The sequence below is a fragment of the Enterobacter sp. fkY84-1 genome (assembly GCF_052974705.1).
Genome location: NZ_CP169393.1, coordinates 2,069,575 through 2,085,519, shown reverse-complemented (window position 1 = coordinate 2,085,519; position 15,945 = coordinate 2,069,575). Strand labels below are relative to the sequence as shown.

Sequence of the window (15,945 nt, the reverse complement as noted above, 5' to 3'; positions counted from 1 at the left end):
CCGGATGATTTTTTGACGCTTTTCTTCACCGATCGTGTATTGTTTTTAAACAATAACATCCTCTAAAGGACACCTGCGCAATGATCAGCATCCTCGGCAAAACCACCTCCATCAACGTTCGTAAAGTGCTCTGGACCTGCGAAGAAGCGGGCATCACTTATCAGCAGGAAGATTACGGCAGCGGTTTCGCCTCGACGGAAACGGATGCCTTTCGCGCCCTGAACCCCAACGCCATGGTGCCGGTGCTGATAGATGGCGATTTCGTGCTGTGGGAGTCCAATTCCATCTGCCGTTATCTGGCGCGCAAGGCCGAACGTCACGATCTGCTGCCCGCAGAACCGCAGGCCTGCGCCAACGTTGAGCGCTGGATGGACTGGCAGGCCACTGAATTTAACAACGCCTGGCGCTATGTCTTCCCGGCGCTGGGGCGTAAAAACCCGGACTTTAACGACCCTGAGCGCATTGCGGCAGGAATCAAAGAGTGGAACCACTGCGTCACCATTCTGGAAAACCAGCTGCAGCGCACCGGGTCCTTTGCGGCGGGCGAAACGTTTACCCTCGCGGACGTGGTGCTTGGGCTGTCGGTGAATCGCTGGAAAATGACGCCGTTTGATAAGCCAGACGTCCCCGCCATTGAGGCCTGGTTCGAGCGCCTTAACCAGCGTCCGGCATTTTTGCGTCACGGCAATAACGGCATGATATAAAACTTAATGCCTGAATGAATACCGCAACGAGGCTGTTTTATTTAATTACGAAACCCTGATTGTCGTCAGAGGGAATAATAATTAAGCCATATCCTGGACAGCCCGTTGCACCGCTTTGCTAGCCTGAATAGTCAGGCAAAGCTCAACCCGGAGGTATTCTTGCTGATTAAACTCAAGAAAGAACGAACGCACCAGGAGGATCGCCGGCTTGCTCTCTGGCTGGCGACCTCAGCAGGTTTGCTGAACGCCATCGCCCTCGGGGCATTTGGCTTTTTCCCCTCACACATGACCGGCAACACCTCACAGTTATCCAGCGAAGTTTCTTCTACCGATCTGAGCGATATGATTTTCTTCGGCTCGATAATTCTCTCTTTTGTGGCTGGCGCCATTATTGCGCGCACGATCGTCATATGGGGAATTATCCATAACGTCAGGCTGGTTTTTTGCCAGATCCTTTTTGTCGAGGGGATATTACTGACCGGCGTTTCCTTCTACGAAATGTATTTCCATGCGCTCACCAGCAATCGCGAGATTATTCTTTTTCTCTGCTTTCTGATGGGCATTCATAATTCCACCTCCACGCAGCTTTCCGGCGGACGGGTAAGATCGACGCACATTACCGGCACGCTGACGGACGCGGGGATTTCCCTGGCCTCCGTCATGGTGGCGATGCTGCGCAGGGATTACTCCAAAGATACGGCGGCGCAAAAAAGCCAGCTAAAAACCCACTTAACCACCCTGTTTTCGTTCATTACGGGCGGCATCGCGGGGTTGCTGCTGTTCCGATGGATTGGCTTTAACGCCATGCTGGCGCTAGGCGTGATGCTCGCGTTTGTCGCCACCGTCTCAATAATCACCGTCTCGTCGCGGGTTCGACGGGTTCGCGCCCCTCTATGAAGGTAATGACCTGTACTCGGCATAAAAGCCCTTTAGATGTGACACTGTCACATTGAAAGATTCGCTTTAGGACTATTCTGCCCGCCCCACAATCAGGCCTTATGCCATAAGGCCTGACCTCAGGTTGCCACTAGTTTCATAGGGTTACTGATTTTCCCCCTTCGCTGGAACCCTTCCCAAACGCTTGCTATAGGTCAATTACCCCTGCCGAAACATGGCATAACAACAGGCAACCGGTGGTTGCTATAACGCATGCGCACAGGGAGACACACCGCAATGCACCCATTACTCAAACGTTCGCTGCTGTTTGTCGGCGCCATTATCGTGGTTCTCGCCCTCCTCGTCTGGGGGATCGGGCTGGAGACCCTCAGAGCGCGTCAGGTTGACCTAATCTATCTCGGGCAACAGCATATGATTCTGGTTTTCTCATCGATGTTCTTTGCCCTGCTGGTGGGTATTCCGGCCAGTATTCTGCTGAGCCGCCCGGCCGCGCGGGGTATCGCCGAATATGTGATGCAAATCTTCAACGTCGGCAACACGCTGCCGCCACTGGCCGTGCTGGCGCTGGCGATGGTGGTGATTGGTATTGGCGATACGCCGGCCATCATCGCCCTGTTCCTCGCCTCGCTGCTGCCGATCGTGCGCAACACCTATGCCGGGCTGTGCTCGGTCCCGCCGTCGCTGCTGGAAGCGGCAAACGGCATCGGGATGACCAAATGGCAGCGTCTGCGCCAGGTTGAGCTGCCTGCCGCCTGGCCGGTCATGCTCTCGGGGATCCGCATCGCCACCGCCATTAACGTCGGTACCGCACCGCTGGCGTTCCTGATCGGTGCCAGCAGCTACGGCGAGCTGATTTTCCCCGGCATTTACCTTAACGATTTTCCGACCCTGATCCTCGGCGCGGCGGCCACCGCCCTGTTCGCCCTGATCCTCGATACCCTGCTGGCGGCGCTGGGTCGCGTGATGAGTCCCCATCTCGCTCGATAACAATAACAAGGAGCTTTTATGAGACTGATATCCAGCCTGGCGGCGCTGTGTGCCGCGGCGCTGTTCACCGGCCAGACCATTGCGGCCCCGCTGATTCTGGCGACCAAGAGCTTTACCGAGCAGCACATTCTCTCGGCGATGACCGTGCAGTACCTGCAGAAGAAAGGATTCCAGGTGCAGCCGCAAACCAATATCGCCACGGTGATTTCCCGCAACGCGATGATCAACAAGCAGATTGACATGACCTGGGAGTACACCGGCACGTCATTAATCATCTTTAACCATATCAACAAGCGCATGTCGCCCCAGGAGTCTTACGAGACGGTGAAACGTCTGGACGCGAAGCACGGTCTGGTCTGGCTCAAGCCCGCCGACATGAACAACACCTATGCGTTCGCGATGCAGCGCAAGCGCGCCGAGGCGGAACATATCAACACCATGTCGGACATGGTGGCGAAGATTGAGCAGATCCGTAAAACCAACCCGGACAAAAACTGGCTGCTGGGCCTAGACCTGGAATTTGCCGGGCGCAGCGACGGCATGAAGCCGCTTCAGGCCGCCTATAAGATGGACCTGGACCGCCCGCAGATCCGTCAGATGGACCCCGGTCTGGTCTATAACGCGGTGCGCGACGGCTTAGTCGACGCCGGGCTGATTTATACCACCGACGGGCGCGTGAAGGGCTTCGACCTCAAGGTGCTGGAAGATGATAAAGGCTTCTTCCCGAGCTATGCCGTCACCCCGGTGGTGCGTAAGGACACGCTGGAGGCCAATCCGGGCCTGGAAGAGGCGCTCAACACCCTCTCGGCCCAACTCAACAACGACGTTATCACCGAACTGAACAAGAAGGTGGATATCGACCATCAGTCACCGCAGCAGGTCGCCCGTGATTTCCTGCGTAGCAAACAGCTGCTGTAGGAGGCGCTATGGAGACGATTCACTACATTCTGGACAACTGGGACTACCTGTTAACCCTCACGCTGCAGCATCTGTGGCTGGTGGCGCTGGCCGTGGGCTTAGCCATTCTCATCGGCGTACCGCTCGGCATTCTGATTGTTCGCCACAAGTGGCTGGCGACGCCGGTGCTGGGGATTGCCACCATCGTGCTGACCATTCCGTCCATTGCGCTGTTTGGCCTGATGATCCCGCTCTTTTCGCTGATCGGTCAGGGGATTGGCGCCCTGCCCGCGATCACAGCGGTGTTTCTCTACTCGCTGCTGCCGATTGTGCGTAACACCCATACGGCGCTCCACAGCCTGCCGCCGGGCCTGCGTGAAGCCGGACGCGGCATCGGCATGACCTTCTGGCAGCGCCTGCGCTGGGTCGAAATTCCGATGGCGCTGCCGGTGATTTTCGGCGGGATCCGCACCGCCGTGGTGATGAACATCGGCGTGATGGCGATTGCCGCGGTGATCGGCGCGGGCGGTCTGGGTCTGCTGCTGCTCAACGGCATCGGCGGAAGCGATATCCGCATGCTGATTGCGGGCGCGTTGATGATTTGTCTTTTAGCGATTGTGCTCGACTGGCTGCTGCACCGTCTGCAGGTGGTTCTGACTCCGAAGGGGATTCGATAATGATAAAACTGGAAAACCTCACCAAACACTTTTCACAGAAGCACGGCCAGACCTTTAAGGCCGTCGACAACGTCAACCTGAACGTGCCCGAAGGGGAAATGTGCGTCCTGCTCGGCCCGTCCGGCTGCGGGAAGACCACCACCCTGAAGATGATTAACCGCCTCATTACGCCGAGCAGCGGGACGATCCTGATCAACGGCGAAGACACCAGCGGGATGGACACCGTCACCCTGCGCCGCAACATCGGCTACGTGATCCAGCAGATTGGCCTGTTCCCGAACATGACCATCGAAGAGAACATTACCGTCGTACCGCGCATGCTGGGCTGGGATAAAGCGCGCTGCAAAACCCGCGCCGAAGAGCTGATGGATATGGTGGCGCTGGATCCGCATAAGTTCCTGAATCGCTATCCGCGCGAGATGTCCGGCGGCCAACAGCAGCGCATCGGCGTGATCCGCGCCCTGGCGGCGGATCCTCCGGTGCTGCTGATGGATGAGCCCTTCGGCGCGGTGGACCCGATCAACCGCGAGGTGATCCAGAACCAGTTCCTCGAGATGCAGCGCAAGCTGAAAAAAACCGTCATGCTGGTCAGCCACGATATCGACGAAGCCCTGAAGCTTGGCGACCGTATTGCGGTGTTCCGTCAGGGGAAAATCGTCCAGTGCGCCAGCCCAGACGAACTGCTGGCGAAACCGGCGAACGAGTTTGTCGGCTCGTTTGTCGGTCAGGACCGCACGCTGAAGCGCCTGCTGCTAGTCTCGGCGGGCGACGTCACCGACCAGCAGCCGACCATTACGGTGCGGGGTTCGACGCCGCTGCCAGAAGCCTTTGCCACCATGGATGATAACGATATTCGCGCGATTACCGTGGTTGACGAGCACGGCAAGCCGCTGGGCTTTGTGAAGCGTCGCGAAGCGCGTAACGCCAGCGGGACCTGCGCCGACATCCTGCATCCGTTCCGCATGACCGGCAAAGCCGAAGACAACCTGCGCGTGGTGCTGTCACGCCTGTATGAGAGCAACACCAGCTGGATGCCGATCGTGGATGAGGACGGGCGCTACAACGGCGAGATTTCTCAGGACTATATAGCCGAGTATCTCAGTTCAGGTCGTACGCGTCGGGCGTTGAATATACATAGCGAGAGCTAATCTTTCCGGCCGGGCATCGCCCGGCTTTTCCGCACGCATACCTTTTGCTAACCCCGCGATTTCCCGCCACAATATTGTATCTTTCCCGTTTACTCGCGACCCATGCAACGTCTTCATACGTACCCCGACATCCGCGCGATGTTTCGTCGACTGCTGATTGCTACCGTCACCGGCGTGCTGGCCGCGCTGGCCGTGGCGGTGTTCCGCCACAGCATGTATCTGCTGGAGTGGCTGCTTCTCAGCAACGACAGCGGCAGCCTGGTGAATGCCGCCGCGTCGCTCTCACCCTGGCGGCGCGCGCTGACGCCCGCGCTGGGCGGGCTGGCTGCGGGACTGTTACTATGGGGATGGCAACGGCTGACCGCCCAGCGGCCTCATGCCCCCACCGATTATATGGAAGCGCTGGAGACCGGCGACGGTCAGTTTGATTACGGCGCCAGCCTGGTGAAATCCCTTGCCTCTCTGCTTGTCGTGGCCAGCGGAAGCGCCATCGGGCGTGAAGGGGCGATGATCCTGCTTGCCGCCCTCGCCGCCTCCTTTTTTGCCCGGCGCTTTACGCCCAAATCCGAATGGAAGTTATGGATCGCCTGCGGTGCCGCGGCCGGGATGGCCAGCGCCTACCATGCTCCGTTAGCCGGAAGCCTGTTCATTGCGGAGATTCTGTTTGGCACCCTGATGCTGGCCTCGCTCGGGCCCGTGGTTATCGCGGCGGTAGTGGCGCTTCTCACCACGCAGCTCCTGGCGCCGGGAACCGGCACGCTCTACGCGGTCCATTTGAGCGGCACACTCACCGCAACTGATTATGCCCTGCTGGTCGCCATGGGGCTGCTGGCGGGTCTTTGCGGACCGCTGCTGATGTGGCTGATGGCGTTCAGCCACGGGCTGTTCCTGCGCCTTAAGCTTTCGCCGCCGTGGCAGCTGGCGCTCGGCGGTGCGATCGTAGGGCTGCTGTCTCTTCTGACGCCGAAGGTGTGGGGGAACGGCTATAGCGTGGTGCAGGCTTTTCTGCTCGCCCCACCGCTGCTGTCGATCGTTGCAGGCGTCTTTATCTGTAAACTGCTGGCGGTGCTGGCGAGCAGCGGATCGGGCGCGCCGGGCGGGGTATTCACGCCCACGCTGTTTGTCGGTATGGCGACGGGCATGCTGTTTGCACAGCTTTTCGCGCTGTGGCTGCCGGGCGCTGAGACGGCGATTCTGCTTGGGCTGGCGGGGATGGCGACGCTACTCGCCGCGACCACGCATGCGCCCATTATGTCGGCGCTGATGGTCTGTGAAATGACCGGGCAATATTTTTTACTGCCCGGTTTGCTGGTCGCCTGCGTGCTGGCGTCCGTGCTGTCGCGGACGTTACGCCACGACTCGATCTACGGTCAACACGCCACTGAGGGCAGAGAGATCGATGTACTGCGCTAGCTCGCGCTGCTCGGCGCGAGGCAGATAAGGCAGTTCACCCACCAGTGGTCCGGGTAGTTTGGTGCTCAGCACGTCGATGATCTCCGCATAGTGCGCCAGACCAGGGTTGATGCGGTTGGCCACCCAGCCAACCAGCGGCAGGCCGTCATTGGCAATCGCCTGCGCCGTCAGCAGCGCATGGTTAATGCACCCTTCCTGGATCCCCACCACCATCACCACCGGAAGCTGTTCCTGCACCACCCATTCCGACAGCGGGCGCAGATCGTTCATCAGGCTGCGCCAGCCGCCCGTGCCTTCCACCACCACGTGATCGACCTTCTCGCACAGGCTCGCCAGACCGTTGGACAGCAGAGGGTAATTAATCAGGCCGCTATGCGCCACGCTGCTCTCCTCTTCGCTTAACGCAATAGGATTGATCGCGTGATAAGGCAGTTCCAGTGACGAGACGCTTTGCAGTACCAGGGCGTCTTTATTACGCAATCCCTCTGGCGTCTCTTTACTCCCTTTTGCGACCGGTTTGTACCCTGCCACGCGTTTACCGCTTGCTGCCAGCGCCTGCAGCAATGCGCGGGATACAACGGTCTTGCCGACAGAGGTATCTGTACCAGTAACAAAGAAACGCTTAAGCATGACTCACTCCACCTCTTGGGTATGCTTCGAAAATATAAACCAGGTAAATAATTCAGTGGAGGAAGTCTACGGGATGCGTGCGCTATCCGGCTTGAGATAGCGCAATTTTTCTTACATCTGCAAAAAAGAGTTAACCCTGTAACAGGCGGATCAACAGCGAGCCGTTATACATGGCATCTTTGACCAGCGCCGCGCCGGCCATCGTGCCCTGATTGGAAAACTGGGTACTTTCTACCGCAATGTTCCGGCTGTAGGCGGGAAGCGACTGCTGCTGAATACAGGCCGTAATCGCCGGGAAGAGGATCTCCGCCGCCTGGCTCAGCGGTGAGCCAATAAGGATTTTTTGCGGGTTGAAGAGGTTCACCATAATCGCCAGAATGCGGCCAACGTTATTCCCCACCCCGGTAATGATGTCTTTCGCCAGCAGATCGCCCTGACGCGCCGCGGCGCAGAGAGAATCCACCGTGAGGGGTTGTCCGTGCAGCGAGGAGCTCATGGACTGGCTGAGCCTGACCTGCGCCAGCTCCAGCACGCTTTCCACGCTGGCAATGGTCTCCAGACAGCCGTGGTTCCCGCAGTAGCAGCGCTTGCCGTATGGGTCGACCTGGGTATGGCCAATTTCCACCAGACTGCTGCTTCCGGCGTGGAGAAGACGTCCGTCGGTAATGACGCCTGCCCCGACGTTATGATCGATAACCACCTGAATCACATCCCTCGCCCCGCGTGACGCGCCGAACAGCGCCTCCGCCATGGTCCAGGCGCTGATGTCATGCTGAATATAGACCGGCACGCCGGTATGGTTTTTCAGCACTTCGCCCAGCGGCATCTCTTTAACATCGTCGTAAAACGGCATGCGGTGAACAATGCCATTTTCGGTATCAATAATACCCGGCATGGTGATGGCAATAGCCGTTAAGCGTTCAAGCTTCTGCTGGTGACGAATAAAGAAGCGATCGATATGCGAAACAATCGCGTCGAGGAGCGGTTCCTCAGCGTTGAGCGGCAGATCAAGACGGTCTTCCACCACCAGCTTGCTGCTGAGATCGCGCAGCGCAAGGAAGATCTCCCCCCGGCTGATGCGCAGCGACAGGTAGTGCCAGGCCTCCGTCTCCACCACCAGCCCGACTGCCGGACGGCCACGGCTGCCCGGCTCCTGAATTTCCGTCTCCTGAACCAGGTGCGCTTCCAGCATCTCGCGGACAATCTTGGTAATACTGGCGGGTGCCAGCTGTGCCAGGCGCGAAAGATCGATACGCGAAACCGGACCAAGCTGATCAATCAGGCGATACACCGCGCCAGCGTTGGTCTGCTTAATCTGATCAATATGCCCTGGCTGACTATCAGCGACCACCTCGTACTCCCTTATTTTCGAGCTTCGAAATAAACTGTTGGCTATGGTGAAGCACTTGCAGGGCTGCCGTCAAATATTTACTTAGCCATGTGATTTACTGCACATTTTTGCCCACTTTTCCCTGAAAATGCCGCCCGGCGGAGGCGTTCATCAACTGCTGTTTGAAGCGCTGTGCGGCATGGCTCTGTTCGCGATGTTTTGCCCAGACCAGCCACATCTCTGAAACGGCATCCTCTTCGGCGATGGTCACCCAGCGCATTTCGCGCAGTTGTACCCGTTTAAAGGAGGCCGGAAGAATAGACACCCCCAGCCCGGCGGCGACCAGGCCGATAATGGTCATCGCTTCCCCGACTTCCTGGGTGATGACCGGGGCAAGATCGTAGCGGCGCATCAGCCCCAGGATATCGTCATACAGACCCGTTCCGACCTGCGGGTCAAAAAAGACAAACGGCTCGTTTGCCAGCTCTGCCAGCGAAACCGCCGGACGCGACGCCAGCGGGTGATCGTGCGGGATCATGGCCATCAGCGGCTCGCGCAGGATCACCTCCCACGCCAGCGAGTCCGGCAGCTGGGTATTACGCATCAGCCCCAGATCCAGCGAACCTTCATTGAGCGGCGCGATCTGCTCGCGGGTATTGATCTCGCGCGTTTGAATATGAACATCCGGGAAATGGCGACGGAATGACGACAGGGTTTCCGAGACGGCGCTGATAAACGGTGCGGACGAGGTAAACCCGATGCGCAACTCTCCGGCCTCCCCGAGATAGAGCCGTTCTGCCCGGGCGGCGGCGTCCTCGACCATGCTCAGAATTTGTCGGCTGTCGATGAGAAACTGCTTACCCGCCGCCGTCAGGCTCACGCTGCGGTTGGTGCGGGCCAGAAGGCGCGCCCCGACCTGCTGCTCCAGGATCTGAATCTGCTGGCTTAAGGGCGGCTGAGAGATGTTCAGCCGCGCCGCCGCGCGGCCAAAATGCAGCTCTTCGGCGACGGCGACAAAGTAGCGGAGATGACGCAGCTCGATATTCATATTTTTAAAGTATCATTTGAGATTATTAATATATTAGACAGAATATTTACATTTTCCTACCCTGAAGGTGTGGTCATACCCGTCACCAGAAATCACGGGGATGTTTAAGCAAGGAAACTGTGTGAGTCGTACAACTACGATTGGTATCGATCCGGCAAGCGATATCAATGATTTACCTGCAGCATCGCAGCCGGTTCAGTTCATTAAACGTGGTACCCCCCAATTTATGCGCGTCACGCTGGCGCTCTTCTCCGCCGGTCTGGCGACCTTCGCCCTGCTCTATTGCGTTCAGCCGATCCTGCCCGTGCTCTCCCATGAGTTTGGCGTTTCACCCGCCAGCAGCAGCGTATCCCTCTCTATTTCAACCGGGATGCTGGCGATTGGCCTGCTCTTTACCGGGCCGCTGTCCGACGCCATCGGCCGTAAACAGGTGATGGTAACCGCGCTGATGCTGGCCTCGGTTTGTACGCTACTCTCGACCATGATGACCAGCTGGCACGGCATTCTGGTGATGCGCGCGCTGATTGGGCTCTCGCTCAGCGGCGTGGCGGCAGTCGGGATGACCTACCTCAGCGAGGAGATCCACCCGAGCTTTGTTGCCTTCTCTATGGGGCTATACATCAGCGGGAACTCGATTGGCGGGATGAGCGGGCGTCTGCTGAGCGGGGTATTCACGGACTTCTTTAGCTGGCGTATTGCGCTGGCGGTCATCGGCTGTTTCGCGCTGGCATCCGCCCTGATGTTCTGGAAAATTCTGCCGGAGTCGCGTCATTTCCGCCCGACATCGCTGCGCCCGAAAACGCTGTTTATCAACTTCCGCCTGCACTGGCGCGACAAGGGGCTGCCGCGCCTGTTCCTGACCGGCTTCCTGCTGATGGGCTCGTTCGTCACGCTGTTTAACTATATTGGCTATCGCCTGATGCTCTCGCCGTGGCATCTGAGCCAGGCTCTTGTCGGTTTACTCTCGGTTGCGTATTTGACCGGAACGTGGAGTTCACCGAAGGCCGGGGCAATGACCGCCCGCTATGGCCGCGGCCCGGTCATGCTGTTCTTCACATCGGTGATGCTGGTCGGCCTGCTGCTGACGCTCTTCTCCTCCCTGTGGCTGATTTTTGCCGGCATGCTGCTCTTCTCCGCGGGTTTCTTCGCCGCCCACTCGGTCGCCAGCAGCTGGATTGGCCCACGCGCGCGTCGCGCCAAGGGCCAGGCATCCTCGCTGTATCTGTTTAGCTATTACCTGGGGTCCAGCATCGCCGGGACGCTCGGCGGCGTGTTCTGGCATAGCTACGGCTGGAACGGCGTGGGCGGGTTTATTGCGCTGATGCTGTGCGCGGCGTTGCTCGTGGGGGGAAGCCTGCATAAACGTCTGAGATAATATGCTCGCGGGCGGACGTCCGTTTCCCGAAAAACGGCACCAGCATACTGGTGCCGTTTTTCGTTCAGGAATCCCAGGCCTGTTCTATCTTACCGGCTTCAAACTGCGGAGGCGGTTTTCGGAAACGGCGCGTGAGCCATGTCAGGTAAAGGATCCCCAGCGCCGCCCAGATGAGGCCAAGCGTCAGGGACGTCGCTTCGAGGTTTATCCACAGCACGCCGACCGTGACGGCACCAATGAGCGGCAGCAGAAGATAGTGGAACCGATCTTTCCACGTTTTGTTCAGCCCCTTGCGCCGCCAGAAATGGTTGTACACCGAGAGATTAACAAACGTAAACGCCACCAGCGCGCCAAAGTTGATCAGCGCCGTCGCGGTCACGAGATCAAAGTACAGGGCCGACAGCGCCACTATCCCAACCATAATGACGTTCAGGGCTGGCGTACGCCATTTCGGATGCACGTAGCCAAACACCCGCTCCGGAAACACGTTGTCACGCCCCATCACATACAGTAAGCGAGAGACGCTGGCGTGCGAGGCCAGGCCTGAAGCGAGCGTATTCACAAACGTGGTACACAGAAACACCGACTGGAAGAGCTTGCCGCCCACGTACAGCGCGATTTCCGGCAGCGCAGCGTCCGGGTTTTTGAAGCGCGCGATCGTCGGGAAAAAGAGCTGCATGAAAAACGAGGCGACAATAAATATCAGCCCGCCATACAAAGCGGTGAGGAAGATGGCTTTGGGGATCACCCGCGCCGCGTTTGGCGTCTCTTCCGACAGCGTGGTGACCGCGTCAAAGCCGAGGAAAGAGAAGCAGACGATAGTCGCGCCGGTAATAATCGGGATCAGGTGTGCGTTCTCGCTGATAAACGGCTGGAGCGACCAGACGGTGCCGACGCCCTCCCCCTTATGCAGACCGTGCACCACCAGTATGACAAACACCACCATGATGGCGATCTGCACCAGCACAAACAGGGTGTTAAAGTTGGCGACCAGATTCACACTCTTCAGGTTCGCCAGCGTCAGAATCGTCACAAACCCCACCACCCAGACCCACGGCGGGACTTCAGGGAACAGCGCGGAAAGGTAGATCTTCGCCAGCAGCACGTTGATCATCGGCAGGAAGAGATAATCCAGCAGCGATGACCAGCCGACCATAAAACCTAAATGGGGGCCGATCGATTTCTGCGTGTAGGTGTACGCGGAGCCCGCTTCCGGGAACTGTCGTACCAGTTTGCCGTAGCTGATGGCGGTAAACATAACGCCCGCCAGCGCCAGGAGATACGAGGCGGGCACGTGGCCGTTGCTGATACCGGACACGATACCGAAGGTATCAAACACGGTCATGGGGGTCAGATAAGCCAGCCCCATCATGACCACCTGCCAGAGCTTGAGGGAACTGCGCAGCCGGGTTCTGCCGGCCATGCGCGGCGAGTCAAGAGAGGTGTTAGTCGCCATAAACCGTCCCCCCCATGCTTACCGTGGTTTGCAATCGCGCTGTCCTTAACGCAAACCTGCTTAGCAAAGGGGGAAGTTGTAAAGAACACACGCGATCGTACCAGCGCACCGTCTCTGGCTCGCACTCACAGCAGGCGCCTGACTGGCCCCCTTCGCCCTGCGGATAGTTGAACATCTGCATCATTTCCTACCTCGTCACACAGTGTCGTTAAGAAAATCCCTGTGCCGCCTGCGCTCCATAACGCGACTCCCGGGAGAAAGCTGGCGTGCCAGCGAACAGTTAGGCCAGGCTCCGCGCAGGCCGTTTGGTGATACGTGTCAGATGAAATAAAGCGGCCCCTTACCGGGGCACGTCATCAGGCGTTTTTCAGCATCCACTCAATTTCCGTTTCGGTAATCAGGCGTTCAAACTGCAGTAATTCATCATTTTTGCAGGCGTGATAGACGTGGCAGAAACGTTCGCCCAGCCGCTCGCGAAGGCTATCGTTTTGCATAAATTCCCACAGCGCATCGCTCTGACGAATCGGGAACGGCAGCCCGTCCTGCTCCAGACCATTGCCTTCCACTTCTTCCTGCAGGGGTAAATCGTTATCCAGCCCGTGTAGAATGCCGGCAAAAATCGCCGCCATCACCAGATACGGGTTCGCGTCAGCGCCCGCCACCCGGTACTCGACCCGATGGTTATGGCGATCGCCGCAGGGGATACGCAGGGCAACGGTGCGATTATTGTGTCCCCATGACGCCTGCGTCGGCACGTACATCCCCGGCTGGAAACGGCGGTAGGAGTTGACGTTCGGTGCCAGCAGCGCCATGGACGCAGGCATCAGGTCGATCATCCCGGCCAGCGCGCGTTTCAGCAGCGCGGAATCCTCGCCGCTGGCGTCTGCGAGCACGTTTTCGCCTCGGTTGTTTTGCATGCTGATGTGGATATGCATCCCGCTGCCCGCATGCTCTTCATACGGCTTTGCCATAAACGTGGCGTGCATCTTATGTTTTTCTGCCATCTGCCTGACGAGACGCTTAAGCGCCAGCGCATCATCGCAGGCATCAAGCACGTTTTCCGTATGGTGCAGGTTTATCTCAAACTGGCCCGGGGAGGCCTCAGCCACGGCCCCGTCGGCGGGGATCAGCTGCAGCTGCGCCAGTTCGTCAATGTCGTTCAGCACGTCAGCAAAATGGTTAAGATTATCAACCGAGTAGACCTGACTCTGCGTGTTACGCACGTCGGTGCCCGGCGCGCAGGGGGGCTGCAGATAGCCGTCGGCATCGCGTTTACGGTCAAGTAAATAGAACTCCAGCTCTACCGCTACCACGGGGAACAGGCCGCGCTGGCGCAGCTGCTGCCAGAGTCGGTTGAGTACATTCCGCGGCTCAACGTCAAAGGGAGCGCCATCTTCATCGACCATGGTGAGCTGCACCTGACCAATGTATTCCGGGTCGGCGGCGGACGGCGTCAGGGTGCCCGGCACCGGCACGCAGATACAGTCCGGCTCGCCGAGCTCCTGCCCCAGACCCGCCTCTTCCACGACGTTACCTAAAATGTCCATGGCGAAAACCGATGCCGGGAAATAGCAGCCTTTTTCAAGCTTGCTCAGTCCGGCAACCGGGATGCGCTTGCCGCGAAAACAGCCGTTCAGGTCGGTCAGGAGGACATCAATAAACTGGGTGTCAGGATACTTTTCTAAATAGCGCTTCACTTCCTGCGTAAAGGCGCTGCCCCGCCTCTCATCCGTGTGCTGCACAAAGTTCTCAACTTCTACGATATTGGTTTCCATGATTTACCACCGTTTTTGGGATTTGCGTTCGCTGCTCTGGACTGTCAAATATAATGTCCACCCTATCGAATCTGTATGCAAATAAATTGTTTGTCAAATGTTAAATTAAGTTTGCAAAAGGCAGATCCCGTTGCTAAATTGAGAAAATATTGAACGAAAAGGCCGTTTATCAGGCGAAAATGGCCTAAATTTAGTCCACATTGTGAGGGCGATCATGGAAAATATAATGAACAAGCCAGTTATTGGCGTGGTGATGTGTAGAAACAGGCTTAAGGGTCATGAGACCCAGACCCTGCAAGAAAAGTACCTGAATGCCATTATTAACGCGGGGGGTTTACCAGTTGCCTTACCGCATGCGCTGGCAGAGCCAGAGCTGCTCACCGCTCTGCTGCCAACGCTTGACGGAATTTACCTGCCGGGCAGCCCAAGTAACGTGCAGCCGCACCTTTATGGTGAAAACGGCGATGAGCCTGACGCCGATCCCGGGCGAGATCTTCTGAGTATGGCGCTGATTGCCGCCGCGCTCGAAAGGCGCATCCCCATTTTCGCCATCTGCCGGGGGCTGCAGGAACTCGTTGTTGCAACGGGGGGGACGCTGTATCGCCGCCTGTTCGAGCAGAACGACCTGCTCGAGCACCGGGAAGATCCTGAACTGCCGGTTGAGCTACAATACGCCCCGTCTCATGAAGTTCAGGTTCAGGAGGGAGGACTGCTGTCTCAATTAATACCAGGCTGTAACACATTTTGGGTAAACTCGTTACACGGGCAAGGTGCACGGACGTTAGGACCACGGCTTCGCGTGGAGGCCCGCTCGACGGATGGGCTGGTCGAGGCGGTCAGCGTTCATGACCACCCTTTTGCCCTCGGCGTGCAATGGCACCCCGAATGGAACAGCAGCGAGTACGCCCTGTCCCGTATGTTGTTTGAAGGTTTTATCACCGCCTGTCAAAGCCACATTGCCGAGAAGCAGCGGCTTTGACCACTACCGTAAAGGAAATGCAACTATGAGCGATGACGGACTGGCGCCAGGGAAACGTCTGTCTGAGATCCGCCAGCAGCTGGGTCTCTCGCAGCGGCGTGCCGCCGAACTGTCTGGGTTAACACACAGTGCCATCAGCACCATTGAGCAGGACAAAGTCAGTCCTGCTATCAGTACGCTGCAAAAGCTGCTGAAAGTTTATGGGCTGTCGCTCTCGGAATTCTTTTCGGAACCGGAAAAACCTGATGAACCGCAGGTGGTTATTAATCAGGAAGACCTTATCGAAATAGGCAGTCAGGGGGTTTCGATGAAGCTGGTTCATAACGGAAATCCGAACCGTACGCTGGCGATGATTTTTGAAACTTACCAGCCTGGAACCACGACCGGAGAGAGGATCAAACACCAGGGTGAGGAGATCGGTACGATACTGGAAGGTGAAATATTGTTGACCATTAATGGCCAGCAATATCACCTGGTTGCGGGGCAGAGCTATGCCATCAATACCGGCATACCGCACAGCTTCAGCAACACCTCGGCAGGCATCTGCCGCATTATCAGTGCCCACACCCCTACCACGTTCTAATTACCACTCAGTCCCGGCGTAAGCGCGCTTACGCCGGGAAATATAA

Annotated in this window: 16 protein-coding genes; 10 read left to right on the top strand and 6 right to left on the bottom strand. The window is 57.8% G+C overall.

Annotated elements, in window-relative coordinates:
- The first annotated feature begins 80 nt into the window (after positions 1–80).
- The 7 genes from ACEPLT_RS09965 to clcB all read left to right on the top strand — a co-directional run bounded on the left by ACEPLT_RS09965 (position 81) and on the right by clcB (position 6,723).
- Positions 81–704, top strand: a complete 624-nt coding sequence (locus tag ACEPLT_RS09965; RefSeq protein WP_232928840.1) for a glutathione S-transferase family protein — start codon at positions 81–83, stop codon at positions 702–704.
- Between the two features lie 159 nt (positions 705–863).
- Entirely contained in the window at positions 864–1,601 is a 738-nt protein-coding gene (locus tag ACEPLT_RS09960; protein WP_032651667.1) for a YoaK family protein, read from the top strand.
- Between the two features lie 276 nt (positions 1,602–1,877).
- Positions 1,878–2,588, top strand: coding sequence for an osmoprotectant ABC transporter permease OsmY (osmY, locus tag ACEPLT_RS09955; protein WP_232928838.1), 711 nt, complete (start codon positions 1,878–1,880; stop codon positions 2,586–2,588).
- A gap of 18 nt (positions 2,589–2,606) precedes the next feature.
- Entirely contained in the window at positions 2,607–3,506 is a 900-nt protein-coding gene (osmX, locus tag ACEPLT_RS09950; RefSeq protein WP_232928836.1) for a glycine betaine ABC transporter substrate-binding protein, read from the top strand.
- Positions 3,507–3,514: 8 nt separating this feature from the next.
- Positions 3,515–4,162, top strand: coding sequence for an osmoprotectant ABC transporter permease OsmW (gene osmW / locus ACEPLT_RS09945; RefSeq protein WP_115465581.1), 648 nt, complete (start codon positions 3,515–3,517; stop codon positions 4,160–4,162).
- Positions 4,162–5,310: an osmoprotectant ABC transporter ATP-binding protein OsmV gene (gene osmV, locus ACEPLT_RS09940; RefSeq protein WP_008502444.1), complete on the top strand. Its 1,149-nt coding sequence runs from the start codon at positions 4,162–4,164 to the stop codon at positions 5,308–5,310. The genes osmW and osmV overlap by 1 nt, the downstream gene beginning before the upstream one ends.
- 102 nt (positions 5,311–5,412) lie before the next feature.
- Positions 5,413–6,723 (top strand): voltage-gated ClC-type chloride channel ClcB, encoded by a 1,311-nt coding sequence (clcB, locus tag ACEPLT_RS09935; RefSeq protein ID WP_063453369.1) that lies wholly within the window; start codon positions 5,413–5,415, stop codon positions 6,721–6,723.
- On the opposite strand, the gene bioD is transcribed toward clcB, so the two are convergent.
- From bioD to ACEPLT_RS09920, 3 genes are all read right to left on the bottom strand, one after another.
- Complete coding sequence (gene bioD / locus ACEPLT_RS09930; protein WP_008502446.1) at positions 6,658–7,353, bottom strand: dethiobiotin synthase; 696 nt, start codon at positions 7,351–7,353, stop codon at positions 6,658–6,660. The two genes, clcB and bioD, sit on opposite strands and share 66 nt — an antisense overlap.
- Positions 7,354–7,483: 130 nt before the next feature.
- Positions 7,484–8,704 carry a sugar metabolism global transcriptional regulator Mlc gene (gene mlc, locus ACEPLT_RS09925; protein WP_008502447.1) on the bottom strand — a complete coding sequence of 407 codons (1,221 nt, stop codon included), beginning with the start codon at positions 8,702–8,704 and terminating at the stop codon, positions 7,484–7,486.
- Between the two features lie 94 nt (positions 8,705–8,798).
- Entirely contained in the window at positions 8,799–9,731 is a 933-nt protein-coding gene (locus ACEPLT_RS09920; RefSeq protein WP_023292581.1) for a LysR family transcriptional regulator, read from the bottom strand.
- A gap of 121 nt (positions 9,732–9,852) precedes the next feature.
- Here ACEPLT_RS09920 and ACEPLT_RS09915 point away from each other — a divergent pair, with 121 nt between their 5' ends.
- Positions 9,853–11,106, top strand: a complete 1,254-nt coding sequence (locus ACEPLT_RS09915) for an MFS transporter (RefSeq protein ID WP_232928834.1) — start codon at positions 9,853–9,855, stop codon at positions 11,104–11,106.
- A 64-nt stretch (positions 11,107–11,170) separates the two neighbouring features.
- Here ACEPLT_RS09915 and ACEPLT_RS09910 read toward each other — a convergent pair whose 3' ends face one another.
- The 3 genes from ACEPLT_RS09910 to ACEPLT_RS09900 form a co-directional block, all read right to left on the bottom strand.
- Positions 11,171–12,562 carry an APC family permease gene (locus tag ACEPLT_RS09910; protein ID WP_008502450.1) on the bottom strand — a complete coding sequence of 464 codons (1,392 nt, stop codon included), beginning with the start codon at positions 12,560–12,562 and terminating at the stop codon, positions 11,171–11,173.
- Complete coding sequence (locus ACEPLT_RS09905) at positions 12,552–12,737, bottom strand: YmjE family protein (RefSeq protein WP_418251760.1); 186 nt, start codon at positions 12,735–12,737, stop codon at positions 12,552–12,554. Before ACEPLT_RS09905 ends, ACEPLT_RS09910 begins: the two co-directional genes overlap by 11 nt.
- 181 nt (positions 12,738–12,918) lie before the next feature.
- Positions 12,919–14,337 (bottom strand): glutamine synthetase family protein, encoded by a 1,419-nt coding sequence (locus ACEPLT_RS09900; protein ID WP_047075214.1) that lies wholly within the window; start codon positions 14,335–14,337, stop codon positions 12,919–12,921.
- A gap of 214 nt (positions 14,338–14,551) precedes the next feature.
- On the opposite strand from ACEPLT_RS09900, the gene puuD reads away from it, so the two are divergent.
- Together puuD and puuR are read left to right on the top strand one after the other, a co-directional pair.
- Positions 14,552–15,316 carry a gamma-glutamyl-gamma-aminobutyrate hydrolase gene (puuD, locus tag ACEPLT_RS09895; protein ID WP_232928832.1) on the top strand — a complete coding sequence of 255 codons (765 nt, stop codon included), beginning with the start codon at positions 14,552–14,554 and terminating at the stop codon, positions 15,314–15,316.
- A gap of 25 nt (positions 15,317–15,341) precedes the next feature.
- The gene (gene puuR / locus ACEPLT_RS09890; RefSeq protein WP_008502454.1) at positions 15,342–15,899 is read left to right on the top strand and encodes an HTH-type transcriptional regulator PuuR; all 558 of its coding nucleotides are present in this window, start codon (positions 15,342–15,344) and stop codon (positions 15,897–15,899) included.
- Positions 15,900–15,945: the final 46 nt, after the last annotated feature.

Bases quoted from the DNA above. Each gene is read 5' to 3' on its own strand.
- ACEPLT_RS09965 (WP_232928840.1), top strand. From the start codon at position 81: ATGATCAGCATCCTCGGCAAAACCACCTCCATCAACGTTCGTAAAGTG.
- osmY (WP_232928838.1), top strand. From the start codon at position 1,878: ATGCACCCATTACTCAAACGTTCGCTGCTGTTTGTCGGCGCCATTATC.
- osmX (WP_232928836.1), top strand. From the start codon at position 2,607: ATGAGACTGATATCCAGCCTGGCGGCGCTGTGTGCCGCGGCGCTGTTC.
- osmW (WP_115465581.1), top strand. From the start codon at position 3,515: ATGGAGACGATTCACTACATTCTGGACAACTGGGACTACCTGTTAACC.
- osmV (WP_008502444.1), top strand. From the start codon at position 4,162: ATGATAAAACTGGAAAACCTCACCAAACACTTTTCACAGAAGCACGGC.
- clcB (WP_063453369.1), top strand. From the start codon at position 5,413: ATGCAACGTCTTCATACGTACCCCGACATCCGCGCGATGTTTCGTCGA.
- bioD (WP_008502446.1), bottom strand. From the start codon at position 7,353: ATGCTTAAGCGTTTCTTTGTTACTGGTACAGATACCTCTGTCGGCAAG.
- ACEPLT_RS09920 (WP_023292581.1), bottom strand. From the start codon at position 9,731: ATGAATATCGAGCTGCGTCATCTCCGCTACTTTGTCGCCGTCGCCGAA.
- ACEPLT_RS09910 (WP_008502450.1), bottom strand. From the start codon at position 12,562: ATGGCGACTAACACCTCTCTTGACTCGCCGCGCATGGCCGGCAGAACC.
- ACEPLT_RS09905 (WP_418251760.1), bottom strand. From the start codon at position 12,737: ATGTTCAACTATCCGCAGGGCGAAGGGGGCCAGTCAGGCGCCTGCTGT.
- ACEPLT_RS09900 (WP_047075214.1), bottom strand. From the start codon at position 14,337: ATGGAAACCAATATCGTAGAAGTTGAGAACTTTGTGCAGCACACGGAT.
- puuD (WP_232928832.1), top strand. From the start codon at position 14,552: ATGGAAAATATAATGAACAAGCCAGTTATTGGCGTGGTGATGTGTAGA.
- puuR (WP_008502454.1), top strand. From the start codon at position 15,342: ATGAGCGATGACGGACTGGCGCCAGGGAAACGTCTGTCTGAGATCCGC.